We start from the raw sequence: 26,144 nt of genomic DNA on the forward strand, positions 1-26,144 counted from the left end.
GTAAGATGGTTGCAGGGTGAATCGATCACCTGGGCGTCACCATGGCAGAAGAGTTCGCGCCGGTGAAGACGGTGTCCACCGCTCGGGAACGGCCCGTCAGCGCAGGCCGACGGTGGCGTTCGTCAGGGTCGAGGGATCGGCGGTGAACACGCGCAGCTGCATCCGCTTGCCCTTGTGCGGCCGCGGGTACGTCCCCTTCTCCGGGCGCAGCACGTAGTGCGCACGGGCCCCCGGCCGCAGGGTGCGCGGGCCCTCGGCCGCCACCCACCAGCGGGACATGCCCTGTCCGGTCGACATGCCGAAGTGCGGGGTGAGGGTGCGACCGCTGCGATTCGTCACGTCGACGGAGACCTCCGTGACGGCGCCGCGGCCCGCCGCGTGCGCCGTCGCCTGCCGCAGCTCGAAGGGCACGGGCCAGCTCACCGCGAGCAGCACACACGCCATGGCGGGCGCCAACACACCGGCCACGACGGCCAGTTGGACGCGCCGCGTGCGCAGGCGCAGCGGCCGCCACGCCCGGGCGAAGTCCTGGTGCGAGACGGTCACCGCGGCCGCCACCCACAGCGGCGTCATCAGCAGGTAGTACCCGTCCTGCGAACGCGTGGCCACGTAGAACGCACACCAGGGCAGCACCGTCGCCACCGGACCGAGACGGCGTACGAACAGACAGAACAGCACCAGCAGTCCGGCGGCAAGCAGCATGCTCGCGTACGAGTAGAACGCCAACCGGCCGCTGCCGTCGGTGAGATAGAGCGTCACCAGGGACAGCCCCTGCCCGTGGAGCACCCCGCCCTGCGTCAGCGGCAGGGCCGTTCCGCGCAGCCACGCCCCCGGGTCCTGCACGACGAAGTACGTGTTGATCAGCAGCCAGACGCCGATCGCCACGCCCGTGAACCTCGCGAGGGCCACGGACGCGACCCGCCGCCCCTCCTCGCCGCGCCGCACCAGGTACAGCCCGGCCAGCAGGAACGGCGCGACGAACCACGGCAGTTGCTGCGCCGCGCACGCCGCGCCGAGGCACGCGGCACGCGCCGCGTCGGAGCGCGTGAGGCGGCCGCCGCGCATCAGCCGCGGCCACCCCGCCACCACCGGCATCATCAACGCACAGGCGAGGACCGCCGGATAGCCGATCCGCGCGTAGTACGGCAGGAGCCCGAACCCCAGGCAGGCCACCACCACGGCCGAGCGCCACGCGGCCGGCACCATCCGCCACAGCACGCACGTCCCGACGACCAGCGCCAGGACGCTCACCGCCGTGGCCGGGAGGTGGCCGTGCAGCAGGCCCGTCAACGGTGCGGCAAGCAGCACCTGGAGCGGTGGATAGCCGTACGTCGTCGCGTATCCGCCGGTCTCGGTCTGCGTGTACGCGACGCCCGGCTGCTCGAACAGCCACGGCCAGGACTGCCCGTACACGGGCCGCCCGTGGGCGAGTTCGTGGGCGGCCTGCCCGGTCAGTGCCGCCTCGTCGTTCGGGGGATGACTGACGAACGCCGCCGCGAGCGTCAGCCCCACCGCGAGCGCCAGGACCAGGAGGTCGACCCGGCCGAGCGCCCGGCCGCCGCGGACCGTCAGGGCCAGGACCGCGCACAGCAGGATGCCCGCGTAGGCGACGGTAATGGCCGCGCCCAACAGGGGCTCCGCCGCCACCGCGAGGCGCCACGTCGTGCGCGTACCGATGAACAGCGAGACGACGGCCAGCACGGTCAACACCCGCCGCCACTGCGGCAGTCGGCCCTCCGCGTCCGCGGTGCGCGCGGCCGATTCGCCGGGTGTGGACAGCACCGCTGTGGCACTGCTCATGACGGATCCCCCTCAGTTTTCCCCTGTGCCCCTGTTGTTCCCTTCAGGTGGTATGCGGGGCAAGTGGCGGACCGGGGGGCTCCGTATGGCTGCGGGGTGAACGGGATTCTCGTGTTCCGTCAGCGCTGTCCGGCGGCCGCCGCACAGGCCTGGACGGCGCGGCGGCGACGGAACAGCTCCTCGGCCGCCGACTGAGCCCGCTCGCGTACGGCCGTGGTGTCGACGCTGCGCACCCGGCCGCCCTCGACGAGCAGCCGCCCGTCCACCCACACGTGGTCCACGTCGGCGGCCGAGCAGGAGAACACCAGGTGCGCCACGGCGTTGAAGTCGTCGCCGTGCAGCAGGGGCGTGCTGTGCAGGTTCAGCAGGTCGACGGTGATGAGATCGGCCTGCTTGCCCGCCTCGAGGGAGCCGGTGCGCGCGTCGAGACCGAGGGCGCGCGCCCCGTCCAGCGTCGCCATGGCCAGGATGTCCCAGGGGTCGCCCGTGGTGGGGTCGAGGGAGGTGACCTTCTGCAGCAGCGAGGCGAACTTCATCTCCTCCAGCAGGTCGAGGTTGTTGTTCTCCTTCTCGCCGTCGCTGCCGATCCCCACGGCGATGCCCCTGCGGCGCATCTCGGCGACCCGGGCGGGACCCGACGACAGCTTCATGTTCGAGCAGGGGCAGTGCGCGACGCTCGTCCCGGTGTCGGCGAGCAGCTGGATCTCGTGGTCGTCGAGCCAGACGCAGTGGGCGATCACGCTGCGCGGGCCCAGGACGCCGCGGTGGTGGAACTCCTCGATCGGGCGCCGCCCGAACCGCCGGACGGACTCCTCGACCTCCCACGTCGTCTCCGACGAGTGGGTGTGCAGACCCGTGTCGAACTCGTCGGCGAGGGCCGCGGCCGCCTTGAACGCCTCCTCGCTGCAGTAGAAGAGGTGCTCGAGGCCGACCCACGAACGGACCCGGCCCTGTGCGTACGTGCGGTACTCGGCCAGCAGCCGGCGGTTGCTGTCGAGCGTCTCGAAGTAGTCGTAGCCGGGCAGGTCCGCGACGTACGGGACGAGCGTCGCACGGATGCCGACGCGCTCGGCCGCGTGCGCCGAGCCCTCCATGTGACGCCACATGTCCATCACGGACGTGGTGCCCGCGCGCAGCGACTCCGTGTAGCACAGCAGCGAGGCCGCCTCGGCGATCTCGGGAGTGAGCGCCTTGTGGGCCGGATCGACGTAGTCGCGCAGCCAGTCCCACAGGGACTTGGACTCGGCGGTGCCGCGCAGCAGACCGGAGTGGAGGTGGGTGTTGTGCAGTCCCGGCAGGACGGCGTGTCCGGTCGCGTCGACGATCTCGGCGTCGACCCCGGCGAAGGCCTCGGGGCGGTCGACGGCGACGATGCGGTCGTCCTCGACGAGGACACTGCCCGGGTCGAGGACGGTGCGGCTGCCGTCGCAGGGGATGACGATGCCGCCCTGGACGAGGGTGCGGGTGCGGGGCATGAACGTGCGGCTCCTTCAAGGGGGTTGGGCGCAGGGGCTACGAGTGGGGTGCGCGTCAGGTCCAGAAGTCCGCGTGCACCGCCTCCGCCTCCGCGCGCAGGCACGGGCCCACGACGTCCACCGGGCGCTGGCCCCGGGCCAGGACCTCGCGGCAGGGCAGCGCCATCGTCGGGTTCTCGGGGTTCGCGCCGGTCAGCGCGAGGAGCTCGTCCTCGCCCAGCGCGTAGACGACGCGGCCGATGCCGCTCCAGTACACGGCACCGGTGCACATCGCACAGGGCTCCGTCGACGTGTACAGGGTGGCGCGGGCCAACTCCTCACGGGCGTAGGAGCGGGAGGCGAGGCGCACCAGGTTCGTCTCCGCGTGGCCGGTCGCGTCGCGCTCGGTGACGACGGTGTTGCCGGCCTCGAGGACCGCCTTGCCGTCGAGGACGAGCAGCGCGCCGAAGGGATGGTTGCCGCCCGCGCGGGCGGCCGAGGCCAGCGCGATGGCCGTACGCAGGAACCTCGCGTCGTCGGCGGTGGGTGCCGCCGATGGGGTGCGGGTCATGAGTCACTCCTCAACTGGTCGGAAACAAAGGGATGTCGGACGGGCTCGGTCCGGGCGCTCAGTGCCGCGTACGCGAGACCGGCCACGGCGAAGCCGACGAACAGGCCGAACGGGCCGAGGGCCGGATGCGCCGCCGCGAGCGGGCCCGTGTACAACGACTGGTTCATGAAGGGGACTTCGGCGGCCAGCGCCACCAGCACGCACGGCAGGCCCCGGCCGAAGCGGTGCCCGGGATCGTACGGATCCCGGACACCGTGCCGGCCCGGGCCCCAGTACGCGGCGATCACCACCGCGCCGAACGGCGCGAGCCAGTACCCCGTCATCAGCAGGAAGTCGTTCAGCTGCGCCGCGAAGTCGCCGTGCCCCGCGTACCAGGAGAGCGCCGTGCCGAGCGTGCCCACGACGAGCACCGACACCCAGCGCGGGACGGTGAACCCGGCGACGAGCGCCGCCATCGCGCCCGAGTACAGGTCGATGACCGTCGAGGCGAGTGTGGACAGCAGCAGCGCCACCAGGACCACCGTGCCGAGCGCGTCCGGGAGCAGCCCGCTCACCATGCGGCTCGGGTCGTCGAGCGTGCCCGCCGTGCCGAGGGCCGCGCCCAGCGCACCGATCCACACCCCGGCCACCGCGGTGCCGCCGCCCGCGGCGAGGAACACCCGCCGCGGCCCGCTCGTCGCGGGCAGATAGCGGCTGTAGTCCGAGGCGTACGCGGACCAGCCGAGGACACGGGCCGCGCTCACGGCGACGACCAGCAGGAAGGCGGCGGTCGAGCCGTTCGCCGGGGCGCCGGGGGAGCGGACCGTCACCTCCGCGAACCCGTACACCGACATCACCGCGAACACGGCCACCAGGACGGCGGCGAGGACCCGTTCCACCGCATGGATCAGATGGTGTCCGACGACCGCTACGGACACCTGGGCGAGGGCCATCACCGCGAGCGCCGGAGCGAACCCGATGCCGGTCAGGTCCCGCAGGACGAAGATGCCGAGCAGCGAGTCGACGACGCACCAGCCGACGCCGTTGACGACGGTGAACGCGGCCGACGGCAGCGTCCCCAGACGCCCGAACGGGCCGCGCGCCTGGATCAGCTGCGGCACACCCGTCAGCGGGCCCCGCGTGGAGAACAGCCCGACGAGCGCCGAGCTGAGCAGCGTACCGACGGCGACGGCGAGGACGGCGGGCACGAAGTCCAGGCCGAACACGGACGTCGAAAGGGCGCCCACGCTGAGCGTGGCGAACTGCACGTTCGCCCCGAACCACAGCGTGAACAGCGAGCGCGGGCGACCGTGCCGACGGTCGAGAGGCACCGGTTCGGTGCCCAACTGTTCGATGCGGAGCGGTCGTTCGGGCGGTGACGACGGGTCGGCGCGCATGATGGGACTCCTCACGGAGACAGGCGGGGACGAGCGGGAGGGCGGGGGCGGGGCATGCGGCTCGGAGCGCGGCCCCCGGTGCGGACGGTCGCCGGGGGCGGCGCGTGGCCATCAGTGAACCCCCGGCGCGGCCCCGCGGGACCTGCACGCTTCTCCAGACAGCGGCCCGATGTCGGCGGCGCGGCCCGTACTATTCTCCAAACCCCGTGCACACCGGCGTGCATGCCTGTAACACGCGCCGCCCGTCCGCACGTCGGGCACCCGGCGCACAGAGGAGAGCGACCGGTGGAGCTGACCCAGCTGCTCGCGATGGACCGGCTCGGCCTGACGCCCCTCGTCGGCCCCGCCCCCGACAGCCCGGCCGTACGCGGCGTGTACACCACCGACCTGCCCGACCCCGGGCGCTATCTCGACGGCGGCGAACTCGTCCTGACCAGCACCACCTGGTACCGGGAGCCGCGCGACGCCGATGTGTTCGTGGCCGCCCTGTCGGGCGCGGGGGTCGCCGCGCTCGTCGCCGGTACCGCCGGGCTCGGCGTGCTGCCCGACGCGCTTGCCGAGGCGTGTGCGCGGCACGGCCTCACCCTGCTCACCGTCGGCGACGACATCTCGTTCGCCGCGCTGACCGAGACCGTCCTCGCGGCGCTCGGCGGCGGACAGCACCGCGCGCCCTCGGCCGGGCTGCACCGCGGACTCGTCACCAGCATGGCTTCCGGCGCCGGCGCCGAAGGACTCGTCGACGTGTTCGCGCGGGCCACCGGCGTGTGGTGCGCCGTCCTGTCGGCGACCGGGCGGCCGCGCGCGGGCAGCGTCCCCGAGGTGACCGGACACCAACTGGCACGGGCCCACCGGGACGCACTCGCCGCGGGCGGCTTCCCCGCCGTACGGACCCTGCCGGGCGGTGGCGAGCTCACCCTCTTCCCCGTCCAGTCCCCCGTCGCGCACCGCCCGCCCGCCGGCTACCTCGCCGCGTCCGGCGACCACCGCGCCTGGGCGCCCGGCGTCGCCGACGCCGCGTGGGAGGTGTGCGCCCTGCTCGCCCTCGACAAGGCCGCCGCCCAGGAGCGCCGCCGCATCGAGGCCCGCTTCCTGCGCGAGGCCGTCGACCTGCTCCGCGCCGGGCAGGAGGAACCCGCCGAGGCCAGGCTGCGCGGGCTCGGCCTCGACCCGGGTGCGCCGCTGAGCGCCCTGTACCTGAGCACCACCGGCGGCCCGTACGGACCCGAACTCGCCGCCACCGTCCTCGAGGACGTCGCCGACCTCGTCCCCGGCTGCTCGGTGCCGATCCCCCTGTCCGACGGGGCCGACGGGGCGTACCTCATGCTCGTACCGGACCGTGGCGACGACTCCGGGGCCGCCGAAGCCGCCGAACGTCTCGCGCCGCTCCTCGGCGACGGGCGGGCCGCCCTCGGCACGGGCAGCCCGGGCGTCGGCGCGGCCGGACTGCGCCGCTCCCTGGAAGAGGCCCGCGGCGCCCACCGCGTCGCCGCCCTCGGCACCGGCACCGTCCGCACCGCGGGCGCCGGCGCGCTCTCCTCACACCTGCTGCTGATCGCCGCCGTGCCCGACGACGTGCGCCGCCTCTACCGCGACCGGCTGATCGGCGTGGTCGAGCGGTACGACGCCGAGCACGGCAGCGAGCTGGTCGCCACCCTCACCGCGTTCCTCGACGCGTCCGGCTCCTGGCAGCGCTGCGCCGAACAGCTCCACGTCCACGTCAACACCCTGCGCTACCGCCTCCAGCGCGTGGAGCAGCTCACCGGCCACAGCCTGGCCACCCTGCGCGACCGCGTCGACTTCTGTCTCGCGCTCAGCATCGACGCGGCCGGGCGCGCTCACGCGTCCAGGGTGACGTCCGAGAGCGGCACCGCCTGACAGGTCAGTGCGGCGTCCTCCGGCAGGTCCTCGTCCGGCGCGACGAGATGGGCGACCCGCCCCTCCCGCACGGTGCACGCGCAGCTTTCGCACTGGCCGACACGGCAGCCGCTCGGCAGCGCGAGACCGGCCCGCTCGGCCAGGTCGAGGAGCGTGCCGTCGGATCGGGACCAGGTCAACTCCCGCCCGGAGCGGGCGAATCGGACGGTGCGCGGGGTGTCGTCCGGCACGTCGACGGTGCGCGCCGCGGCCCGGAACCGCTCGCTGAAGATCTCGAACGACGGTACGCCGCGTGAGCGGAGCCCTTCGGTGAGGGCGGACAGCATCGCCTCGGGGCCGCACAGGTAGAAGCGGGCCCGGGCGGCGACGAGCCGCTCGTCCACGTCGGCCGCCGTGATCAGACCCTGCCGGTCGTGGTCCCGGCTGACGCGGTCCTCGGGGCGCGGCGTCGCGTAGTGCGTGATGACGGTCAACTCGTCGATCTGGTCCTGCAGTTGACGCAGCCGGTCGCGGAAGGGGTGGTCGGTGCCGTCGGCCGTGCCGTAGTGCAGGACGACTTCGGGCACGCTGCCGCCGTCGGCCGCGAGGGTCTCGAGGTGGCCGAGGAACGGCGTGATGCCGATGCCTCCGGCGATCAGTACCACGGGCCGGTCGGTGTCGACCGGGATGCGGAACGAGCCGCCGGGCGCCGTCAGTTCGAGCCGGTCGCCCACGGCCAGGGCCTCGTGCACGTGCCCCGACAGGGCGCCCCCCGGCACGTGGCGCACGGCCAGGGTGTAGCCGTCGCCGGCCGGCCCGGTGAGCGAATAGGCGCGGGCGACCCCCGGCCCCGCGGCGCGCACCGTGACGTGCTGGCCCGGGGCGTGCCAGGGCAGCGGTCCGCCATCGGCGGGTACCACGCGCAGCGTGCGCACGCCGCGTCCCTCGGTGCCCAGCTCCGCGACGGTGAAGGTGCGGGTGCCGTGCCAGACGTGGTCAGGCCGGGTCGGCCGGACCTGGCAGGTGAGGGCGCGCAGCGGTGCCGAGCCGCTGAGCGGGTCGGTGCGGGAGTGGCCGACGAGCAGGTTGTAGTTGCTGCCCGCCGACGAGAGGGGATCGGTGCCCGGCAGCGCCAGGTCCGGCGCGCCCTGCCACCAGCCGTACTCGCCGACCACCACACCGGGATGCAGCGACTCGTCGAAGCGCGCCCGCAGCCTGATGGCGCCACGCCGGGTCGCCAGCTCGACCCACTGCCCCTGCGTGATGCCACGGGCGGCGGCGGTGTCCGGGTGCACGTCCAGGTGCGGGTCCGGCGCCCGGCGGCGCAGCGAGGCGATCGAGCGGTGCTGCGAGTGCACGAAACGGCTGTGCTTGGCGCACGTCAGGACCAGCGGGAAGGCGTCGTCGGGCGCCTCGGGTTCGTGATGCTCGGGCACGGGCGGACAGCCCTGGTCGAGCAGCCGCTCCGCGTACAACTCCACGCGCCGGGTGGGGGTGTTGAACCCGCTCACGCGCCCGGTGTCGTCGACGTCCGCGTAGCGGCGCTCGCCCTCGGGCCGCGGCACCCGGACCCCGCCCGGCGCCCCGCGCAGCCGCTCCACGGTCAGGCCCAGCGGCTCCAACTGCCAGTTCCAGGCGGCCTCCACGTCCCCGTCGAAGAACTCCCCGCCCATGCCGAGCCGTTCGGCCAGCGCGAACACGACCTCCGTGTCGGAGCGCGTCCCGGCCGGCGGTGCCACGATCCGCGGCCGCAACTGCACCTGCTCCTGCGCCCGGTGCCCGATCTCGAAGCCGAACCGCAGCGCCTCGTGCTCGTACGCGCTGTTCACCGGCAGCACGAAGTCCGCGCTCTCGCTCGTGGGGGAGGGGAACAGGTCGAGGTGCACCTGGAAGTCCAGCGCCCGCAGTGCCCGCGCCGTGCGGTCCGAACCGGGCTGCGCCACCACGAGATTGGCCCCGAACCCGATCAACGCCCGTACGGGATAGGGCTGTTGCTCCTCGATGGCCCGGCACAGGTCGCCCGCGTTGACGTATCCGGAGGCGGGCGGCCCCAGCGGGTGCTTGTCCAGACCGAGCGCCTTGGCGCGCTGCTCGGGGGCGAAGTCCGAGACGGCCGAGGCGGGGCGGTACGGCGGCGGCGGCGCGATCCGGTTGCCGCCGGGCCGGTCGAAGGACCCGGTGAGCGCGTACAGCGTGGCAAGGGCGCGCTCGGTCTGCGAGGCGTTCGTGCTCTGCCCGACGCCGGTCCAGCCGTAGTACGTCACACGGTCGGCGGCCGCGATCTCCCGGGCGAGCGCCAGGATGTCCGCCTCCGGGATCCAGGTGGCGGCGGCGACCCGGCCGACCGGCCACCGCGCGCACGCGTCGGCGTACCGCTCGAAGGCGGGCACGCACTCCACGACCTCGCCCGTACGCAGCCGGACGCGCCGTGCGCCGCGCAGGGCGAACCGCTGCGGAGCCACGGCGGCCCGCGTGGTGTCGTACGGCTCGGGCGCGTTCGCCCGCTCGTCCCAGACGACGAAGCCCGCGGCGCCCTCGGCCAGCTCCTCGGCGCGCAGGAACCGGCCGTCGTCACCGCGCACCAGCAGCGGGCCGTTGGTCCAGGAGCGCACGAACTCGTCGTCGTACGCGCCCTGTTGGATCAGCAGATGGGCAAGGCCGAGGGCGAGCGCGGCGTCACTGCCGGGGCGCACCCGCAGCCAGTGGTCGGCGCGCAGCGCACTGGTGGAGCGCCGCGGATCGACGACGGCCAGGCGCATGCCGCCCGCCTGCGCCGCCGACAGGGCGGCCGACTGGGCGAGCCAGGTCTTGGCCGGGTCGAAGCCCCACAGCAGCGCGAGGTCAGCGTGCGCGTAGTCCGGCGGCGGCAGCGCGCAGCCGAACGTGAAGGCGTGCGCGACGTCCTTGTGCCAGTTGCAGATCTCCGCGCTGTACACGGTGTTGGGGCTGCCGAAGCGGCGCACGAACCGCTCGATCCACTCGGTCGCGTCGGAGATCATCGTGCCGCTCGGCGTGGCCACGGCGAACGCGACCGACTCCGGGCCGCTCTCGGCGGCGATCTCCCGCATCCGGCGCGCGATCTCGTCGAGCGCCACGTCCCAGGAGACCGGCTCCCAGCCGGGGTCGGGGTCGCCCTTGGGCCGGGTGCGGCGCAGCGGGGTGGTGAGCCGCCCGCCGCTGTGCGCGATCTCGGCCGCGGCCCGCCCCTTGGGGCACATGGCGGCGCCGGTCGGATGCTCCGGATCCGGGCGGACCCCGGTGATCCGGCCGTCCTCCACGGTGAACACGGCCCCGCAGCGCGACTTGCAGAGCGTGCAGAACCCTCGCTTCTCCTCGATCACCGGATGCCTCCGCAGCAACGGCCGACGAACCACTGTCGTCTTCCATTGCACGCCCGCCGCACCGGCCGCGGCCGCGCCGAAGGTCCCGAGGGTCGCGCCGTTCGCCCCGAGACCGGGGTGCGCCCGAGACCGGGCGGCCGGGTCAGGGCCGCAGGGCCAGCCCCCTGCTCGCGAGCTCCGCCACGAGAACGCGCACCGCCTTGGGGCCCACCCCGTGCAGCGCGAGAAGCTCCGCCTGCGTGTGGCCCGCGACCCGGTCGAGCGTGTCGAGGCCCGCCGCGAGCAGCGCCCGGGTCGCGGGCCTGCCGATCCCGGCGGGCAGGCCGTGGGCCGTGTCCGCCGGGGCGATCGACGCGGCGAGCCGCTTCGGGGCCCGGCAGGTCCACGCCGCGCGCACCAGGGCGTTCAGGTCCTTGCCGCCGACGGCGGCGAGCGGGACCCGGAAGCCGATCGGCCTGCCCGCCCTGACCACCGGTTCCCCGGCCGGGTGCGCGGCCACGGCGGCGTCGATCTCCGCAGGCGGCAGGTTCAGCTGAACCGCCCCGTCCTTGGTGACGGACGCGAACCCCTTGCCTCGTACGGAGAAGGCGACCATGCCGAAGTGTTCGCCCTCCTCCACCTCGGGCAGGGCGAGGGCGGTCTTGCGCAGCTGGACGAGACTCGTCATACGGCCACTGTGGCACGGGCGGCAACCGGTCGCTCTCGACTTCGTGACCTCCCCTCAGTACCCTCGCCGGGCTCGTGGGCAAGACGCCTGAGGTCAGAGGGAATGGAGACCGGGAATGCGCTTCATCTTCCAGTACCCGGAACCGAGCGGCCCCGACGGCGACATGCTCGCCGCGGGCCCGCTCCACCAGGTGGCCGCCGCCGCCGAACGGGCCGGGTTCGACGGGTTCTCCCTGTCCGAACACCCGGCGCCGGGCGCGCGCTGGCTGGGCTCGGGCGGGCATCAGACGCTCGACCCGTTCGTCGCGCTCGGCCATGTCGCCGCCGCGACCCAACGGCTGCGCCTGCTCACGTACTTGGCGGTCGCCCCGTACCGCAATCCGTTCCTGCTGGCCAAGTCGGCCGCCACCCTCGACCTGCTCTCGGGCGGCCGGCTCACGCTCGGGCTCGGCACCGGATACCTGAAGGGCGAGTTCCACGCCCTGGGCGTCGACTTCGACGAGCGCAACGCCCTGTTCGACGAGGCGCTCGACGTGCTGCCCGGGTACTTGAGCGGCGAACCGTTCAGTTACCAGGGCCGTCACTTCAGCGCCCGCGACGTCGTCTGCCGCCCCCGGCCCGTCCAGTCGCCGCTGCCCATCTGGGTGGGCGGCAACGCGCGGCTGACCCGGCGCCGGGTGGCCGAGCGGGCGCACGGCTGGATGCCGCTGTCCGGTGGCGCGGACCTGGCGACGACCGCACGCACCCCAGGACTCGGCGGACTGCCGGAACTGGCGGGCCGCATAGCCGAGGTCACCGACATGGCGGCGGCCGCGGGCCGCACGGATCCCCTCGACGTCCTCTACCTGTACCAGGACGCCGGAATCGGCAGCCCGGCCGTCGACCCCGACCGTCACCGGGAGGCGTTCGCCGACCTGGCCAAGGCCGGCGTGACGTGGGTCGCCGTCTCCAGCGGTACGGACTCGCTCGCGGCCACCGAGGACTTCCTCGGCGCGTTCGGATCCACGTACCTGACGGCGTGAGCCCGGCCGCGGCCGTGCCCCGAACAGCCGCATAAAAAGGACACGGCGCGTCACGGTCAGTTCACTGAACGCAACGACCGAGGGGGGTGAACCTCTGGGAGTCCCCCATGCGCTGCACCAAGACGTCCGTGAGCCTGGCCGCGGCGGCGGCCCTGCTGGCCGTGACCGCCCCGTCCTCCGCGGCGGACGACGGCCCGCACTACCCGAAGGGCAACCCTCCGGCCACCACGTGCCTGGACTCGTTCTACAACCCGCCCACCGGACAGACGCACAAACCGGCGGGCCACTACTACGACGACGCCCCCGACAAGGGGACGGCCTTCTGGTTCTTCGCGCAGTCCGGGACGGGCACGCTCCCGCTCGGCCCCGAGATCGCGGCCGAGTTCAAGCGCGTCGGCGTCAAGGCCGAGGCCATCTGCCCGGTCGGTCTCCTCAAGGACGGCAAGGGCTACTGGACCCCGGTGGGCGCGGACGGCTACAGCAACATCAACGTCCTCAACGGGCGGATCTGGTACCCGGGCGGCTGGAAGTTCACCAACACCAGGACCGGCCGCTCGCACCGGATCGACGGGTTCTGGCTGCACGACTTCCCGTTCATCACCAAGGCCAGCGGCAACGCCTACATCGACGACAAGCGCGTCCCGCACGAGGTCGAGATGTCGACGTTCGACACCGTCAACTTCTACACCGACCTGATCAACCCGCGGATCAACCAGGGCAAGGTCTCGATCGGCCCCAAGAACTGGCAGTTCCCCCTCACCGAGGCGTATGCCAAGGAGGTCAACGACACCCTCGGCACCCACCTCAAGCCGGGCGTCCTGGGTCTGACGCTGACCATCAACGCCTCCCTCCTCCCCGGCCAGAACATGCCGCTGAAGCCCGGCTACGCGCAGGACGAACCGGCCACGCGCCACTGACGACCGGCGCGCCGGCCGGTTGGTGCCGGCCGGCCCGTCGGCGCCGGGCGTCTCGCGCTCGTCCTGCGTGTGGATTGAGGACTTCGCCCCGACGCGAGCGCGGTACGGCCGAAGACTGCTGAGGCGGATGTGGCTTGCAGGGCGGTTCCCGACCTCCGTGTCGAGCCCTAGACTGCGACGGCTCCGACAGGTGGGGATCTTCGGGAGGGCGTGCAGGATGAACCGAGCAGTCGTGACGGTAGTGGCAGCAGTGGCACTGGTTGCGTCCGGAGGCGGCGCCGCCGTCGCATCCGACGCCCCACCACGAACCACGCACGGCCCCTGCGGGTACACCGAGACCCCGGACGACCCGGCGGCGCGGCCGGTTCCCCTCCCGCGCGATCCGCGGCACACCCCCGCTCACGGCACCGTCGACGTGGCCGTCCCGACCAGCCAGGGACCGCTCCCGCTGCGCCTCGACCGGGCGGAGGCGCCGTGCACGGTCCAGAGCTTCCTGCACCTGGCGCAGCACCGGTTCTACGACCGTACGGTGTGCCATCGGCTGACGGCGTATCCGACCCTGAAGGTCCTGCAGTGCGGTGACCCGACCGGCACGGGCGAGGGCGGTCCGGGGTACAAGTACAAGGACGAGCTGCCGGTGGACCTGCCGCCGGCGCCGAGCGACCCCACCGGCGTGCGCCGCCTCTACGGGCGCGGCCTGCTGGCGATGGCCAACGCCGGGCCGAACACGAACGGTTCGCAGTTCTTCGTCGTCTACGGCGACTCCGCGCTGCGCCCGAACTACACCGTGTTCGGCACGGTCGGCGCCGCTGGTCTGAAGACGCTCGACAAGATCGCCGCCGGCGGTATCGAGCCCACCGCCGACGACCCGGCGCCCGTCGACGGCACGCCCGTGCTGCGCACGGAGCTGCGCAGCGTCCGGCCGACGTGCCGACCCTGACGAACAGGGGACTGCGAGCGTCTCAGACGGACCGGTGGTACTGGTCCGGCACGTGCACGTCGCCGCCCAGTTCACGCGCCGCGTGCCGTGCGAAGGACGGGTCGCGCAGCAGCTCGCGGCCGAGCAGCACCGCGTCCGCCTCGCCGTCCGCGACGATCTTCTCGGCCTGCTGCGGCTCGGTGATCAGGCCGACCGCGGCGACCGGGACCCCGGCCTCGGCGCGGATGCGGGCGGCGAAGGGCACCTGGTAGCCGGGGCCGACGGGGATGCGGACGCCGGAGGCGTTGCCGCCGGTCGAGACGTCGATCAGGTCGACGCCGTGGGCCTGGAGTTCGGTGGCGAAGCGGACGGTGTCGTCGGCGCTCCAGCCCTCGCCGTCCTCGAGCCAGTCGGTGGCGGAGATGCGGAAGAACAGGGGGAGTTCGTCGGGCCACACGGCGCGGACGGCGTCGGTGACCTCGAGGGCGAAGCGAGTGCGGTTCTCGTAGGAGCCGCCGTACGCGTCGGTGCGCTTGTTGGAGTGCGGGGAGAGGAACTGGCCGACGAGGTAGCCGTGGGCGCCGTGGATCTCGGCGACCTGGAACCCGGCGTCGAGCGCCCGCCGCGCCGCGTCCGCGAACTGCTGGACGATCTCCTTGATGCCGTCGACGGTCAGCTCGGTCGGCACCGGGTGCTTCTCGTCGAAGGGGACCGGGCTCGGTGCGACGGCCTGCCAGCCGTGGGCCTCGGGCCCGACCGGGGCGCCGCCCTTCCACGGGCGGTCGGTCGAGGCCTTGCGGCCCGCGTGCCCGAGCTGGATCCCGGCCACCGTGCCCTGCGTCCTCAGGAACGCCGTGATGCGCCGGAACGCCTCGACCTGCGTGTCGTTCCAGATGCCCAGGTCGTACGGCGAGATCCGGCCCTCGGGGCTGATGCCCGTCGCCTCGACGATGATCAGGCCCGTGCCGCCGGCCGCGCGGGCGCCGTAGTGCTGGAAGTGCCAGTCCGTGGGCACACCGGTGAGCGGGCCCTCGGGTGCCGCGCTGTACTGGCACATCGGCGGCATCCAGACCCGGTTCGGGAGGGTCAGCGACCGCAGGGTGTAGGGCTCGAACAGCGCGCTCACGGCGGACTCCATTCGTACGGGCTCGGACCTGTCCCTCGTACGATAGGCATCGTAGTACGGCAACTGTCAAACTACGAGAAGTCTCGTACAATGGGCGCGGGACCGGCCGGCCGCCCGCCGGTCGCACGCAGATGGGGAGCCGCCATGACGACCGCAGCAGCGCAGACCGCCGGCAGTCGGGCGCTCGCGCACCCCGACCGCGCGGAGATCCGCCTCGAAGCAGTGCTGCACGCGCTCTCCGACCCCATGCGGCTCGCCGTCGTGCGGGAGATGGCCGTGTCGAAGGAGGCGGGCCTGTCCTGTTCGCACTTCGACCTGCCCGTCACCAAGTCCACGTCCACGCACCACTTCCGGGTGCTGCGCGAGAGCGGGGTGATCGAGCAGGTCTACCGTGGGACGGCGAAGCTGAACGGGCTGCGCAGGGACGATCTAGACGCCCTGTTTCCCGGGCTCCTCGACAGCGTCCTCGACGCGGCTGCCCGGCAGAGCGACCGGCTCGGCGACCGGGTCGACGGCTGAACTCCCCTTCTGGGGCAGGTGGTTGAAGAGCAGGTTCAGCGCGATCGCGGTGAGGCAGCCCGCGCTGATCCCGCTGTCCATGATCGTCTGGAACCAGTCGGGGAACTGCGCGTACACGTCCGGCACGCCCACCGGCAGCACCCCGATCGCGACCGACACGGCCACCACCGTCAGGTTGTGATTGCCCGCGAAGTCCACCTTGGCCAGGGTCCTCAGGCCGCTCGCCGCGACCGTCCCGAACATCACGAGGCCCGCACCGCCGAGCACCGGCGCCGGGATCGAGGCGACCACCGCGCCCAACTTCGGCAGCAGGCCGAGGAGTACGAGGATGCCGCCCGCCGTGGCGACCACCCAGCGGCTGCGCACGCGCGTCATTCCGACCAGGCCCACGTTCTGCGCGAACGCCGTGTACGGGAAGGTGTTGAAGACGCCGCCGAGCAGCGTCGAGAAGCCGTCGGCGCGCAGGCCGTCGCCGAGTGCGCGCGGCGTCACCGGGCGCTCGGTGATCTCGCCGACCGCGATGAAGTCACCGGTCGTCTCGGTCATCGACACCAGCGCCACGACCAGCATCGACACGATCGCCGCCCCGTGGAACTCGGGCGCCCCGAAGTGGAACGGCGTGCTGATGCCCACCCAGTCCGCGTCGCCGACCCCGCCGAAGTCCGTGAACCCGGTGGGGATCGCCACCGCCATGCCCACGACGATGCCGACGAGCACCGCGATCCGGCTCAGGAACGCGGGCGCGAACCGCTGCACGCCGAGCACGACGAGGAGGACGAAGGCCGCGAGCCCGATGTTCTTCGGCTCGCCGAAGTCCTTCGAACCGGCGCCGCCGGCCACCCAGTTGCCTGCGACCGGCAGCAGCGAGACCCCGATGATCAGGATCACCGTGCCCGTCACCAGCGGCGGGAAGAAGCGCAGCAGGCGTCCGAAGACCGGCGCGAGGAGCATCATCGCGAGCCCGGCGACGATCACCGCCCCGTAGATCGCGGGCAGTCCGCCGCCCGTCGTGCCGATGAGCACCATGGGGGAGACGGCCGCGAACGTGCAGCCCTGCACAATCGGCAGCCGGATGCCGAACCGCCACACCCCCACGCACTGGATGAGCGTCGCTATCCCGCACACCAGGAGGTCGGCGGTGATCAGATACGCGAGATCGGCGGGCGACAGCTTCATCGCCCCGCCCACGATCAACGGCACGGCGACCGCACCGGCGTACATCGCGAGAACGTGCTGCAGTCCGAAGGCCGCCAACTGGCGTGCGGGCGGGACCTGATCGACGGGATGAGTCATGCGTGCTCCAAGACCGGGGACGTAGCGGGGAGGCGGCAGCACGAGACCGTATGCGGCTTAAACGGTTTGTTGATTTCGCGGTTGTTGCCGGGATGTGTCGGCCCCCGCGGCTCCCCGGAGCGGGGAGTCAGGCCCCGGATGCGCCCCGCGCCGCGTCCAACAGCCCCGCCCAGTCGGGGATCTTGACCGACCCGCGCCCCAAGGTGAGCCCGAGCGCCGTCTCGGCCCGCTCGATCGCCCGCCATCCGTCCCACTCCACGGGCCGCACCCCGGCGGCGAGCAGCCCGGTCAGGGGATCCTGCGCGAGCTCTTTGCGTACGACGGCGGGCGCGTCCTCGATCAGGGACGCCACGGTCTCCTTGGCGCAGGGCCGGTTCGTGCCGATCACGCCGGTCGGTCCGCGCTTGATCCACCCCGCGACGTACTCGCCCGGCGAGACGACACCGCCGCGCAGCACCCGCCCGGCCAGGTGCGGCACGGTCCCGCTCCCGGGGTCGAACGGCAGCCCCTCCAGCGGCACTCCGCGATATCCGACCGACCGCAGCACCAGCTGCGCGCCGATCTCCTCGTGACGGCCCGTCCCCGTCACGCCGCCGAGCCCGTCCGGCGCGGTCCGCTCGAACCGCACCCCCGCCACGCGCCCGCCGCCCTCGACGATCTCGACGGGCCGCAGGAAGAACCGCAGATGGATCCGGCGGGCCGCGTCCCGGCGCGGGCGGGCCGCCCAGCTCCGCAGCACCTCGACGTTGCGCCGGACGGCGGCGGGCAGCGCCACCGGATCGCGGTAGCCGGGGTCGAGCGTCAACTCGCCTTCCTCCACGACGACTTCGGTGTCCGGCAACGTGGCGAGCTCGCGCAGCTCCTTGGTGGTGAACCGGGCCTGCGAAGGGCCGCGCCGCCCCACCATGTACACGTCCCGCACCTCACTCGCGGCCAGCACGTCGAGCGCGGCCTGCGGCATGTCGGTGGGCAGCAGCTCGGCGGCGCCGCGGGCCAGCATGCGCGTCACGTCGACCGCGACGTTGCCGACGCCGATCGCGACGGCCGTGCGCACCCCGCGGACGAAACCGTCGTCGCGGGCGTCCGGATGCGCGCTGTACCAGGCCACGAAGTCGGTCGCCGACCAGCTCCCGGGCAGCTCCTCGCCCGGCACCCCGAGTCGCCGGTCGGCCGCGGCCCCCACGCAGTAGACGACCGCGTGATAGAGCTCGAGCAGCTTGGCCGGCGGCAGCGCGGGGCCGACCTCGACGCCGCCGAGGAAGCGGACGCGGTCCTCGTGGAGCACCGTACGCAGGTTGTTCTGCAGCGACTTGATCTTCTCGTGGTCGGGTGCGACGCCGTAGCGGACCAGGCCGTACGGGCACGGCAGCCGGTCGAGGACATCGACGCGGACGTCCGGGACGCTGCCCTGCTGGACGAGGCTCTGGGCGGTGTAGACCCCGCTCGGCCCCGATCCGACGACGGCGATGTGCGGCACGGGCGGCTCCTTCCGCGGTGCGCTGATGCTCTTCAGCATGGCACCGCGCGCCGTCACCGGGGAGAGGCTGTCGGCGTGCCGTGAACTGACCATTCGTGATCACGGGGCTACCGTGCGCATGTGCTGGAGAGTTCATTTCTAGACGTTTCAGATCAATACCGACCGAACAGTTCCGTCTCGGTGTGGCCACAGTGGGAGATCCAGGGACACGGCACCGCCGCGGACGGCGTGTGGGACGACGTGCCGCGCCGGGACCTCCTGCCACCGTGGTTCCATGTCCGGCTCACGTTCGGCGACGGCACGAACGTCGACGTGCTCGCCGTCGTCACGGACGGCCGCATCGCCATCGAGGACGTACGCTCCCAGCCGCCCCTGTCCCTCGACGACCTGGCCTCGCTCGCCGACTGGATCGAGGGCCCGCTCGAGGACGCCTGCCGGGTCGTCGCCGAGCGCGACGTCAGGGCGGGCCGTGCGGTGGAGGCCGCGGACTCCGCGAGCCGCCGCGCCCGCCCGTCCTGGCCGCGCGGCACGGAGGGGCGCCGGGTCGTCGCCGAGGCCTATGTCGCGGCGCAGCGCGAGGGGCGCGATCCCGTGCTCGCGGTCATGTGCGCGACGGGCCGCAGCCGCCGCAAGTCGCTCCGCATGATCGCCGCGGCCCGTGACGCGGGCTTCCTGACGCCCCGCCACAACCGGCGCTGACGGGGCGCGCGGGCCCGCCGGTTCGACGAGGACGTGCTCAGGACATGTCCCGCATCCGGCCGATCTCCGCGGTCTGCTGGGCGATCACGTCGTCGGCCATCTCCTCGACCAGCACGTCGTTCCCCTCGCTCTTCACCTCGGTGGCCATGGTCACGGCCCCCTGGTGATGCGTGATCATCAGCTTCAGGAACAGATCGTCAAATGCCGTGCCCCGCGCGGCCCGTAGGCTCTCGAGCTGGGCCGCGCTCGCCATTCCCGGCATGGCCCCGTGCGCCGCGTGGCCCGCGGGCGACTCGCTGCGGCCGTTCCGGGTGAGCCAGGCGCGCATCGACTCGATCTCGGGCCCCTGCGCCGCGGAGATCCGCTCGGCGAGCCGCTTCACCTGCGTCGACCGGGCCTGCTTCGGGGCGAGTTCGGTCATCCGCAGGGCCTGCTCGTGGTGCAGGATCATCAGCTGCGCGTACCGTACGTCCGCCGAGTTGGGCCCCTCGTCCGGCCGGCGCTCGTCCGCGTCCTTCGCCGAGAGCGTCTCCGCCGCCTCCCCGGGCCTGCCCGGCGCGATCACCGAAGGGCCGCCGGACGCGGGGGAGTTGGCCCGGTCCGCACCCGTCGAGCCCCCCGAGTCGCACGCGGTCAACACCAGCGCGAGTGCCGCCATCAGCGCGGGCGCAGCAACTTTCATTACGAGTACGTTGCCATCTGTTGATCTGTGCATGATGAAGACGATACTCGGGGGATCCGTGAACCGTTCACGTATCCACGACGTCGTCGTCAATCAGGGAGACAACAGTGACCCTGTTGCACAACTCCACCCGAACACGCCGCAGACGCCTGGCAGTCGGCACCGCCGCCGCCGGACTCCTCGCGGCCCTGCTCACCGCGGGACCGGTGTCGGCCACCCCCGACCCCGGAGACAGCGCCGCCACGTCCAAGAGCGTCTCGCGCGGCGCCGCGGCCGAGGCGAAGGCGGCCATCGCCGCCGGGGAGATACCCGGCCAGGACGAGATCGTCCACTCCGACAACATCGAACACCTCACCAACATCCCCAAGGACGCGCTGCCCGGCACCAATTCGGACCTCGCGTTCCAGGGCACGTACGCCTTCGCGGGCAACTACGACGGCTTCCGCATCTTCGACATCAGCAACCCGAAGGCACCGAAGACCGTCGCCCAGGTCCTGTGTCCCGGGTCCCAGAACGACGTCTCGGTCTCCGGGAACCTGCTGTTCCTGTCCACGGACAGCTCCCGCAGCGACAACTCCTGCGCCTCCACCACCCAGCCCGCGACCGAGAAGTCGTCCTGGGAGGGCATGAAGGTCTTCGACATCAGCGACAAGCGGAACCCGAAGTACGTCGCCGCCGTCGAGACCGCGTGCGGCTCGCACACGCACACGCTGGTGCCGGAGAAGAAGAACGTCTACATCTACGTCTCCTCGTACTCGCCCAGCGCCACGTTCCCCGACTGCCAGCCGCCGCACGACGGCATCTCCGTCATCAAGGTGCCGCGCAAGGCCCCGCAGCAGGCGGCCGTCGTGAACTTCCCCGTCCTGTTCCCCGGTGAGGGCCCGGACGGCGGCGGCAACCCGGGCGGACCCACCAACCCCGGCGTCTCCAAGACCACCGGCTGCCACGACATCACGGTCCTGCCCTCCAAGGACCTGGCGGCGGGCGCCTGCATGGGCGACGGCATCCTGTTCTCCATCAAGGACCCCGAGCGCCCGAAGGTCATCGACCGGGTCCAGGACAACGTGAACTTCGCGTTCTGGCACTCGGCGACCTTCAACCAGAAGGCGAACAAGGTCGTCTTCACCGACGAGCTCGGCGGCGGCGGCGCGGCCACCTGCAACGCCACGGTCGGCCCGAACCGCGGCGCCGACGGCATCTACGACGTCGTCGGCAAGGGCGACCGGCGCAAGCTCGTCTTCAAGAGCTACTTCAAGATCCCGCGCCACCAGGCCGACACCGAGAACTGCGTCGCGCACAACGGTTCGCTGATCCCGGTCAAGGGCAAGGACCTCATGGTCCAGGCCTGGTACCAGGGCGGCGTCTCCGTGTGGGACTTCACCGACTCCGCGAAGCCCAAGGAGATCGGCTACTTCGAGCGCGGCCCGCTGACCACCGACACCCTCCAGGTCGGCGGCTCGTGGTCGGCGTACTACTACAACGGCTACATCTACTCCAACGACATCGCCAAGGGCTTCGACGTCCTGAAGATCAACGACCGGCGTACGGATCCGGCCAAGTGGGTCCGCCTGGGCGAGCTCAACACCCAGACGCAGCCGGACTACTTCGACTGACCGTCCTGGGCCGGCGGCCTCAGCGGCTCGAAGTAGCGTGAGAAATCGGCCACTCGGCCGTGTGCGGAGCTCTCGCCGGACGGCGGCGCGTCAGCGTCGTCCGGCGGGAAGCCCCGCTCCCACTCCAGGCCGTAGCGCTCGAACAGCTCGGCGCGCATCACGGCCATCGGCATCGGCGCACCCGGCACCAGGATCGCGAACACGGCGCCCATCAGGACGGCGCGCAGCACCGGGTAGTCGCGGTCGACGTCGAGCGTCCCGTGGCGCACGACCGTGTCGCGCAGCAGCAGGGCGAGCCGCTGCTGCTCGGGGCACTGCACGAAGCCCTCGGCGTGCAGGATGCCCGCCATGTGCGTCCGCATGAGGACGGGCTGGTCCCTGGCGAGGCGGAGGATCGCGTCGATGGCGCGGGCGAGGCGCTCGTCGCCGTCGTCGGTCCTCGGCTCGCGCTCCAGTCCCTCCTCGAGCGTCCGGTTCATCAGGCGGTGCACCGCCGACTGCAGCAGCTGCCGCTTGCCCGGGAAGTAGTACGAGACCAGACCGCGCGCCGAACCGGCGCGGTCGGCGATGTCGCCGAGGGTCGTCGCGTCGTATCCGCGCTCCCCGACGAGCTCCAGCGTCGCCTGCAGGAGTCGTTCGCGGGAACGTCGGCGCAACTCCTCATTGACCGATGCGCTGCGGGGGGACATTCTTGACTCCTGCGTTGACTGGCTCTCAGCCAACTATACTCAGCGCGTCCCGGCCGCCGGACCCTTGGGTGTGGTGTGCGCGGGTGGGCCGGCCGTATCGGGCGACGCGGGGGATCGTCCGATACGGCCGCGCCGCTTTCGGGCCGGTCTCCGGACGGTGTCGGCGCCGCCCGGGGGCCGGCTCGTGCGTGCTCCGCCGAGCGGGCGGGCGCGGGACTTCCTAGAGTGGCGTGAGGGGCCGTGTCGGCCGAGTGCCCGGGAGGCGTACGCCATGGACGAGGGCAAGGACGGGACACCGGGCACGACCCGCAAGTCCTACCGCGGGAACGTGATCACCGTGAGCTTCGACGCCCGGCGCTGTCTGCACGCGGCGGAGTGCGTACGCGGGCTGCCCCAGGTCTTCGACACCGGGCGCCGCCCCTGGATCGAGCCGGACGCCGCCCCGGGCGACGAGGTCGCGGCCGTCGTGCGCCGCTGCCCGTCGGGCGCGCTGCGCTACGAACTCGTCGACGGCACGGTCGAGTTGCCCCCGATGGCCACGACCGTGGAGCGCACGCCGGACGGCCGCCTGGTGATGCGCGGCGACCTGCGGATCCGCACGGCGGACGGCGAGGAGGCCGTCGAGACGCGGGCCACGCTGTGCGGCTGCGGGGCCGGCGGGAACCAGCCGTACTGCGACCACGCGGGCGACTGCGGCAAGGCCGGGGGCCAGGGCGACAACAGGCACTAGGGCGTGTCTTCAAACTCCCTCCCCCAGCTAACGCTGGGAGGTGCCCCCAGCCTCACGACGCCTGGCACGCACTCTCGCCGCACCGGGCGCAGACCCAAGTACATCCAGTACGAGGGTCGGCACCCGGCACTCCCCCAGCCTTCGGCCGGGGGGACCCCCAGAGCACGCACCAGACGCCGCAAGGCCGCCCTCCGGGCGTGGGGGTCCCCCCGGCCGAAGGCTGGGGGAGGGAGTTTGAAGACACGCCCTAGAGCAGGCCGAGCACCGGACGCAGACCGTCGGGGCGTTCGTGCACCGGCAGGTGGTCCACGAAGTGCAGCGTGCAGCCGAGCGCCGCCGCACCGCCGTCCGCCCGCCGGTCGTCGCCGACCATCAGGGTGTCGCCGGGGGCCGCGCCGAGGGCCTCGCACGCGGCCGCGAACAGACGCGGGTCCGGCTTCGTGACCCCGTGCCGGTAGGACAGGACGTACGCGTCGACGTACGGGTCGAGCCCGTGCTCCACGAAGACGGGGCGCGGGTCCCAGCCGATGTTGCTGACGACGGCCACCGGGACGCCGCGCTCGCGCAGCGCGGACAGGACGTCGGGCGCGTCCGGGTACGGGTGCCAGGCGACGGGCCGCATGTGCCGGTCGTACAGGGCGTCGTAGAGCCGCTCGTCGGGCAGCGGGACCTCGCGGGCCAGGCCCGTGTACGCGGCCCGGTGCCGGGCGGCGTCCACGTCGCGCACGGCGATCGGCCCGGCGAGGTGGTCCGGGACGTCGACGTGGTGCGTCACCCCTCCGGGCAGGGCCCCGACCTCCTCAAGGCCGTGCGCCGCGCGCGTGAACTCCTCGTCGGACAGGGCCAGTTGCGTCTCGTCGAGCGCCCCGCGCAGCCAGGACGCGGTGGACTCGATGCGAAACAGCGTCCCGGAGAAGTCGAAGAGCACGGCTTTGATCGTCATGTGCCCGATCCTGCGCGGTGGCGAACGAGCCGGTCAAGGGCGGCCGTCGAGCCCCTGACGCGGGGCGCACCACTTCTCGTACGCCGAGGTGGACAGCGCCACCGTGAGCGCCCCGAGGAGCCAGCCGCCGAGCACGTCGGACGGCCAGTGCACGCCGAGCCAGAGCCGGGTCAGGCCCACGCCGAGCACCGAGACCGCGCCGACGGCCAGGGCCGTGCGCCACAGGGCGGGCCCGGCCCCGCAGCGCCGCAGCAGCCACAGCGCGAGCCCGCACACGACGGTCGCCGTCATCGCGTGGCCCGAGGGGAACGCCGCGTAGTGCGCCGAGTCCACCGGGACGCGCCACACCGGCCGGGGCCGGTTGACGGCCGTCTTGAGGCCCTGCTGCACGAGGGCGCCGAGCAGGCACGTCACCAGCAGCCAGGCGCCCAGCACCCGGTCCCGAAGCCGCCACACCACGCCCGCGGCGAGCAGGGCGCACAGGGCGCGCATCGTCCAGGGGTCCCACACCCAGTCGGACAGGACCCGGTTGGCGCGGGTGAGGCCGGGCTCGGCGAGGGCCGCGCGGTGCAGGGCCTCGGCGAGGTCGGCGTCGAGCTCCATCAGCGGTTCCCAGCGGGCCGCCACGAGGGCCAGGAGCAGGACCGAGGAGAGGGCGAGCGCCGCCGTCAGCGGGGTGCGCGGGCGGGTGGGGGAGTCGAGGTGCGCCGCAGTCATGGGGAAGATCCTCGCCCATCGCGGGGCGGAGCCACTATCCCAACGCACGCAATCCGGGCACGAACGTCAGCAGGAGCGGGGCCAGCGGGATCAGCGCGGCCGCCGCGGTGAGCCGCAGCCGGTGTGCCGGGCTCAGCCGCGTCGGCGGGGTGAGCAGTCGGTGCACCCGCTGCGGGACGTGCGCCTGCGGGGTGGGGCAGGGGCCGAACACCCCGCGGTCCTCGTTGAGTTCGACCAGGGCGAGCGCGATGGTGAGTCGGCCGAACCGGCGCGAGGCCACGTCGTCGGCGGCGAGTTCGACCAGGCGGTGCATCTCGTCACGGAACGCGGCGAACACCGGAACCTGCGGGAACCCTGCGGCCAGCGCGCCCGACGAGTGCAGCAGCCAGTCGTGCCGCCACTGCGCGTGGCCCATCTCGTGCGCGAGCACCGCATCGAGCTGACGCCCCTTCAGGCGGCGCAACGCGGCGGTGGTGATGACGAGTTGGGGCGTCGGACCCGGCAGCCACCACGCGTCGGGCCGCTCGGCCTCGAGGACCACGAGCCGGTCGGAGGAGGGCTCCTCGCCGGGCAACAGCGGTGCGCGGTCCTGGAGTTCGGCCCGCCGCCGCTCGCGCCGGGTCCGGGCCCTGCGCACCTCGCGCACCAGCATCGCGGCGGTCCACACACCGCCGAGCGCGAGCGCCACGGCGACGGTCGCCGCCCACGGTCCCGCGCCGCGCAGCGCGTACGCGTCCACGACCGCGTGCGGGGCGGGCGCGAACAGATGGCCGCGCACGGCCTGCCACGCGGCGGCCGCACTCAGCGTCATCGACAGCGCGCAGCACAACAGCACCCCGGCCACCACGCACTGCCACGCCCACAGCGCGACGATCGGCTCCCGCTCACGCCAGTCGGCGCGCGCGAGCAGGCGCGGGCCGAGAACTGCGAGAAGGGTGCCGAGCAGCAACAGCGCTACGGGGACCGTCATGGTCGTCACCCTATGAGCCGGGTGCGACCGGGGGTATGGCCCGGAGCGCCAAGTGACGCACACCACGGTTCCGGTCTACATCGTGAGCAGCATCGCGACCATGCCGATCCCCATCGCCAGGCGGCAGGCCCGCGCCAGTTCCGGACGGTCGCCCCACCCCGCCGGCGCGGGACCGGCCGTCGCGGGGACCAGGCGTGACCCCGTCCACAGGACGTAGGCCGCGAAGTAGACGAGCAGCAGGCCGGTCAGTGCGGGGGCGCCGGAACCGCCGTGGTGTGCGTGCGCCGCGGGGCGCGCCGCCATCGCCACCGCCATGTACGCCATCGCGAACGAGCCCACGAGATGGTGCAGGTGGTGTGCCCCGCGCCGCGCCTGCCACAGCGCCCGCAGCGCGGCGGCCCCGAACACGACGGCGTACACCAGCCAGGCCCAGCGCGGTGGCGCGAGCACGGCGGCGGGCACCGCCATCAGCGCCATCCCGAACCCCATGAGGGCCTCGCCGCCCGCCGTGCGGCGCTGCTCCTCGATTCCGCTGCGCAGACGCAGCAGGCAGTACGCGCCGGTCGCCGCGCACAGTGCGACGAGCAGCCAGGCGGCCGACATCGGTCCGTGCACCCCGGGTCCCCCTCTTCCATCGGCTCCCATCGAGATGCCCGGGCACGCGGGAGCGTATGGCGGCGCAGGGGAGCACTGGGGTCCGGGGTCGCGCGCTCCCGATGTCTCGGCCGGTGCCCTCCCGATATCTTTCACGGGTAAAACACCTGCT

General features: G+C 73.0%; 23 protein-coding genes. 8 read left to right on the forward strand and 15 right to left on the reverse strand.

Features of this window, described 5'->3' with window-relative positions; translation table 11 throughout:
• Positions 1–96: 96 nt before the first annotated feature.
• The 4 genes from ACIBUY_RS33565 to ACIBUY_RS33580 all read right to left on the reverse strand — a co-directional run bounded on the left by ACIBUY_RS33565 (position 97) and on the right by ACIBUY_RS33580 (position 5,201).
• Positions 97–1,800, reverse strand: coding sequence for a hypothetical protein (locus tag ACIBUY_RS33565; RefSeq protein ID WP_399154628.1), 1,704 nt, complete (start codon positions 1,798–1,800; stop codon positions 97–99).
• A 119-nt stretch (positions 1,801–1,919) separates the two neighbouring features.
• The gene (locus ACIBUY_RS33570) at positions 1,920–3,275 is read right to left on the reverse strand and encodes an amidohydrolase (protein ID WP_365578860.1); all 1,356 of its coding nucleotides are present in this window, start codon (positions 3,273–3,275) and stop codon (positions 1,920–1,922) included.
• Between the two features lie 55 nt (positions 3,276–3,330).
• Positions 3,331–3,825, reverse strand: coding sequence for a nucleoside deaminase (locus tag ACIBUY_RS33575; RefSeq protein WP_365578858.1), 495 nt, complete (start codon positions 3,823–3,825; stop codon positions 3,331–3,333).
• Positions 3,822–5,201, reverse strand: a complete 1,380-nt coding sequence (locus tag ACIBUY_RS33580; protein WP_365578856.1) for a cytosine permease — start codon at positions 5,199–5,201, stop codon at positions 3,822–3,824. The genes ACIBUY_RS33575 and ACIBUY_RS33580 overlap by 4 nt, the downstream gene beginning before the upstream one ends.
• A gap of 285 nt (positions 5,202–5,486) precedes the next feature.
• Between ACIBUY_RS33580 and ACIBUY_RS33585 the strand changes: the two genes are divergently transcribed.
• Positions 5,487–7,076, forward strand: coding sequence for a PucR family transcriptional regulator (locus ACIBUY_RS33585; protein WP_399154629.1), 1,590 nt, complete (start codon positions 5,487–5,489; stop codon positions 7,074–7,076).
• Here the strand turns inward: ACIBUY_RS33585 and ACIBUY_RS33590 are convergent.
• Both ACIBUY_RS33590 and ACIBUY_RS33595 read right to left on the reverse strand, forming a co-directional pair.
• Positions 7,037–10,396, reverse strand: coding sequence for a molybdopterin-dependent oxidoreductase (locus tag ACIBUY_RS33590; protein WP_399154630.1), 3,360 nt, complete (start codon positions 10,394–10,396; stop codon positions 7,037–7,039). The genes ACIBUY_RS33585 and ACIBUY_RS33590 overlap by 40 nt on opposite strands.
• A 142-nt stretch (positions 10,397–10,538) precedes the next feature.
• On the reverse strand, positions 10,539–11,063 hold the full coding sequence (locus ACIBUY_RS33595) for an MmcQ/YjbR family DNA-binding protein (RefSeq protein ID WP_399154631.1): 525 nt from the start codon (positions 11,061–11,063) through the stop codon (positions 10,539–10,541).
• Positions 11,064–11,178: 115 nt separating this feature from the next.
• Between ACIBUY_RS33595 and ACIBUY_RS33600 the strand changes: the two genes are divergently transcribed.
• From ACIBUY_RS33600 to ACIBUY_RS33610, 3 genes are all read left to right on the forward strand, one after another.
• The gene (locus ACIBUY_RS33600; protein ID WP_365578848.1) at positions 11,179–12,084 is read left to right on the forward strand and encodes an LLM class F420-dependent oxidoreductase; all 906 of its coding nucleotides are present in this window, start codon (positions 11,179–11,181) and stop codon (positions 12,082–12,084) included.
• A 107-nt stretch (positions 12,085–12,191) separates the two neighbouring features.
• Complete coding sequence (locus ACIBUY_RS33605) at positions 12,192–13,001, forward strand: hypothetical protein (protein ID WP_399154632.1); 810 nt, start codon at positions 12,192–12,194, stop codon at positions 12,999–13,001.
• A 250-nt stretch (positions 13,002–13,251) separates the two neighbouring features.
• Entirely contained in the window at positions 13,252–13,941 is a 690-nt protein-coding gene (locus tag ACIBUY_RS33610; protein ID WP_399154633.1) for a peptidylprolyl isomerase, read from the forward strand.
• Between the two features lie 22 nt (positions 13,942–13,963).
• Here ACIBUY_RS33610 and ACIBUY_RS33615 read toward each other — a convergent pair whose 3' ends face one another.
• Positions 13,964–15,046: an NADH:flavin oxidoreductase/NADH oxidase gene (locus tag ACIBUY_RS33615; RefSeq protein ID WP_399154634.1), complete on the reverse strand. Its 1,083-nt coding sequence runs from the start codon at positions 15,044–15,046 to the stop codon at positions 13,964–13,966.
• Positions 15,047–15,190: 144 nt separating this feature from the next.
• Between ACIBUY_RS33615 and ACIBUY_RS33620 the strand changes: the two genes are divergently transcribed.
• The gene (locus ACIBUY_RS33620) at positions 15,191–15,565 is read left to right on the forward strand and encodes an ArsR/SmtB family transcription factor (RefSeq protein ID WP_399154635.1); all 375 of its coding nucleotides are present in this window, start codon (positions 15,191–15,193) and stop codon (positions 15,563–15,565) included.
• Here the strand turns inward: ACIBUY_RS33620 and ACIBUY_RS33625 are convergent.
• The gene (locus ACIBUY_RS33625; RefSeq protein WP_399154636.1) at positions 15,476–16,858 is read right to left on the reverse strand and encodes a nucleobase:cation symporter-2 family protein; all 1,383 of its coding nucleotides are present in this window, start codon (positions 16,856–16,858) and stop codon (positions 15,476–15,478) included. The genes ACIBUY_RS33620 and ACIBUY_RS33625 overlap by 90 nt on opposite strands.
• Positions 16,859–16,985: 127 nt before the next feature.
• Complete coding sequence (locus ACIBUY_RS33630; RefSeq protein ID WP_399154637.1) at positions 16,986–18,335, reverse strand: NADP oxidoreductase; 1,350 nt, start codon at positions 18,333–18,335, stop codon at positions 16,986–16,988.
• 180 nt (positions 18,336–18,515) lie between these two features.
• Between ACIBUY_RS33630 and ACIBUY_RS33635 the strand changes: the two genes are divergently transcribed.
• Positions 18,516–19,034 (forward strand): DUF6214 family protein, encoded by a 519-nt coding sequence (locus tag ACIBUY_RS33635; protein WP_399154638.1) that lies wholly within the window; start codon positions 18,516–18,518, stop codon positions 19,032–19,034.
• Between the two features lie 37 nt (positions 19,035–19,071).
• On the opposite strand, the gene ACIBUY_RS33640 is transcribed toward ACIBUY_RS33635, so the two are convergent.
• Positions 19,072–19,716, reverse strand: a complete 645-nt coding sequence (locus ACIBUY_RS33640) for a DUF305 domain-containing protein (RefSeq protein WP_365578834.1) — start codon at positions 19,714–19,716, stop codon at positions 19,072–19,074.
• Positions 19,717–19,823: 107 nt separating this feature from the next.
• On the opposite strand from ACIBUY_RS33640, the gene ACIBUY_RS33645 reads away from it, so the two are divergent.
• Entirely contained in the window at positions 19,824–21,329 is a 1,506-nt protein-coding gene (locus tag ACIBUY_RS33645) for an LVIVD repeat-containing protein (protein ID WP_399154639.1), read from the forward strand.
• On the opposite strand, the gene ACIBUY_RS33650 is transcribed toward ACIBUY_RS33645, so the two are convergent.
• Positions 21,317–22,018 (reverse strand): helix-turn-helix domain-containing protein, encoded by a 702-nt coding sequence (locus ACIBUY_RS33650; RefSeq protein ID WP_365578830.1) that lies wholly within the window; start codon positions 22,016–22,018, stop codon positions 21,317–21,319. The two genes, ACIBUY_RS33645 and ACIBUY_RS33650, sit on opposite strands and share 13 nt — an antisense overlap.
• A gap of 271 nt (positions 22,019–22,289) precedes the next feature.
• Between ACIBUY_RS33650 and ACIBUY_RS33655 the strand changes: the two genes are divergently transcribed.
• Positions 22,290–22,748 carry a (4Fe-4S)-binding protein gene (locus tag ACIBUY_RS33655; RefSeq protein ID WP_365578828.1) on the forward strand — a complete coding sequence of 153 codons (459 nt, stop codon included), beginning with the start codon at positions 22,290–22,292 and terminating at the stop codon, positions 22,746–22,748.
• Positions 22,749–22,995: 247 nt separating this feature from the next.
• On the opposite strand, the gene ACIBUY_RS33660 is transcribed toward ACIBUY_RS33655, so the two are convergent.
• The 4 genes from ACIBUY_RS33660 to ACIBUY_RS33675 form a co-directional block, all read right to left on the reverse strand.
• Positions 22,996–23,691, reverse strand: coding sequence for an HAD family hydrolase (locus tag ACIBUY_RS33660; protein WP_399154640.1), 696 nt, complete (start codon positions 23,689–23,691; stop codon positions 22,996–22,998).
• A 33-nt stretch (positions 23,692–23,724) separates the two neighbouring features.
• Complete coding sequence (locus ACIBUY_RS33665; protein WP_399154641.1) at positions 23,725–24,408, reverse strand: phosphatase PAP2 family protein; 684 nt, start codon at positions 24,406–24,408, stop codon at positions 23,725–23,727.
• 34 nt (positions 24,409–24,442) lie between these two features.
• Positions 24,443–25,378, reverse strand: a complete 936-nt coding sequence (locus ACIBUY_RS33670) for a M56 family metallopeptidase (protein ID WP_365580205.1) — start codon at positions 25,376–25,378, stop codon at positions 24,443–24,445.
• Between the two features lie 75 nt (positions 25,379–25,453).
• Complete coding sequence (locus tag ACIBUY_RS33675; protein ID WP_399154642.1) at positions 25,454–25,993, reverse strand: DUF5134 domain-containing protein; 540 nt, start codon at positions 25,991–25,993, stop codon at positions 25,454–25,456.
• Positions 25,994–26,144: the final 151 nt, after the last annotated feature.

The organism is Streptomyces sp. NPDC050085, assembly GCF_044460595.1.
In the GTDB taxonomy this organism is placed as follows: domain Bacteria; phylum Actinomycetota; class Actinomycetes; order Streptomycetales; family Streptomycetaceae; genus Streptomyces.

Coding starts and splice junctions, on each gene's coding strand:
- ACIBUY_RS33605 (WP_399154632.1), top strand. CDS start 12,192: ATGCGCTGCACCAAGACGTCCGTGAGCCTGGCCGCGGCGGCGGCCCTG.
- ACIBUY_RS33595 (WP_399154631.1), bottom strand. CDS start 11,063: ATGACGAGTCTCGTCCAGCTGCGCAAGACCGCCCTCGCCCTGCCCGAG.
- ACIBUY_RS33650 (WP_365578830.1), bottom strand. CDS start 22,018: ATGTCCCCCCGCAGCGCATCGGTCAATGAGGAGTTGCGCCGACGTTCC.
- ACIBUY_RS33570 (WP_365578860.1), bottom strand. CDS start 3,275: ATGCCCCGCACCCGCACCCTCGTCCAGGGCGGCATCGTCATCCCCTGC.
- ACIBUY_RS33625 (WP_399154636.1), bottom strand. CDS start 16,858: ATGACTCATCCCGTCGATCAGGTCCCGCCCGCACGCCAGTTGGCGGCC.
- ACIBUY_RS33565 (WP_399154628.1), bottom strand. CDS start 1,800: ATGAGCAGTGCCACAGCGGTGCTGTCCACACCCGGCGAATCGGCCGCG.
- ACIBUY_RS33575 (WP_365578858.1), bottom strand. CDS start 3,825: ATGACCCGCACCCCATCGGCGGCACCCACCGCCGACGACGCGAGGTTC.
- ACIBUY_RS33655 (WP_365578828.1), top strand. CDS start 22,290: ATGGACGAGGGCAAGGACGGGACACCGGGCACGACCCGCAAGTCCTAC.
- ACIBUY_RS33600 (WP_365578848.1), top strand. CDS start 11,179: ATGCGCTTCATCTTCCAGTACCCGGAACCGAGCGGCCCCGACGGCGAC.
- ACIBUY_RS33620 (WP_399154635.1), top strand. CDS start 15,191: ATGACGACCGCAGCAGCGCAGACCGCCGGCAGTCGGGCGCTCGCGCAC.
- ACIBUY_RS33670 (WP_365580205.1), bottom strand. CDS start 25,378: ATGACGGTCCCCGTAGCGCTGTTGCTGCTCGGCACCCTTCTCGCAGTT.
- ACIBUY_RS33665 (WP_399154641.1), bottom strand. CDS start 24,408: ATGACTGCGGCGCACCTCGACTCCCCCACCCGCCCGCGCACCCCGCTG.
- ACIBUY_RS33660 (WP_399154640.1), bottom strand. CDS start 23,691: ATGACGATCAAAGCCGTGCTCTTCGACTTCTCCGGGACGCTGTTTCGC.
- ACIBUY_RS33580 (WP_365578856.1), bottom strand. CDS start 5,201: ATGCGCGCCGACCCGTCGTCACCGCCCGAACGACCGCTCCGCATCGAA.
- ACIBUY_RS33640 (WP_365578834.1), bottom strand. CDS start 19,716: ATGAAAGTTGCTGCGCCCGCGCTGATGGCGGCACTCGCGCTGGTGTTG.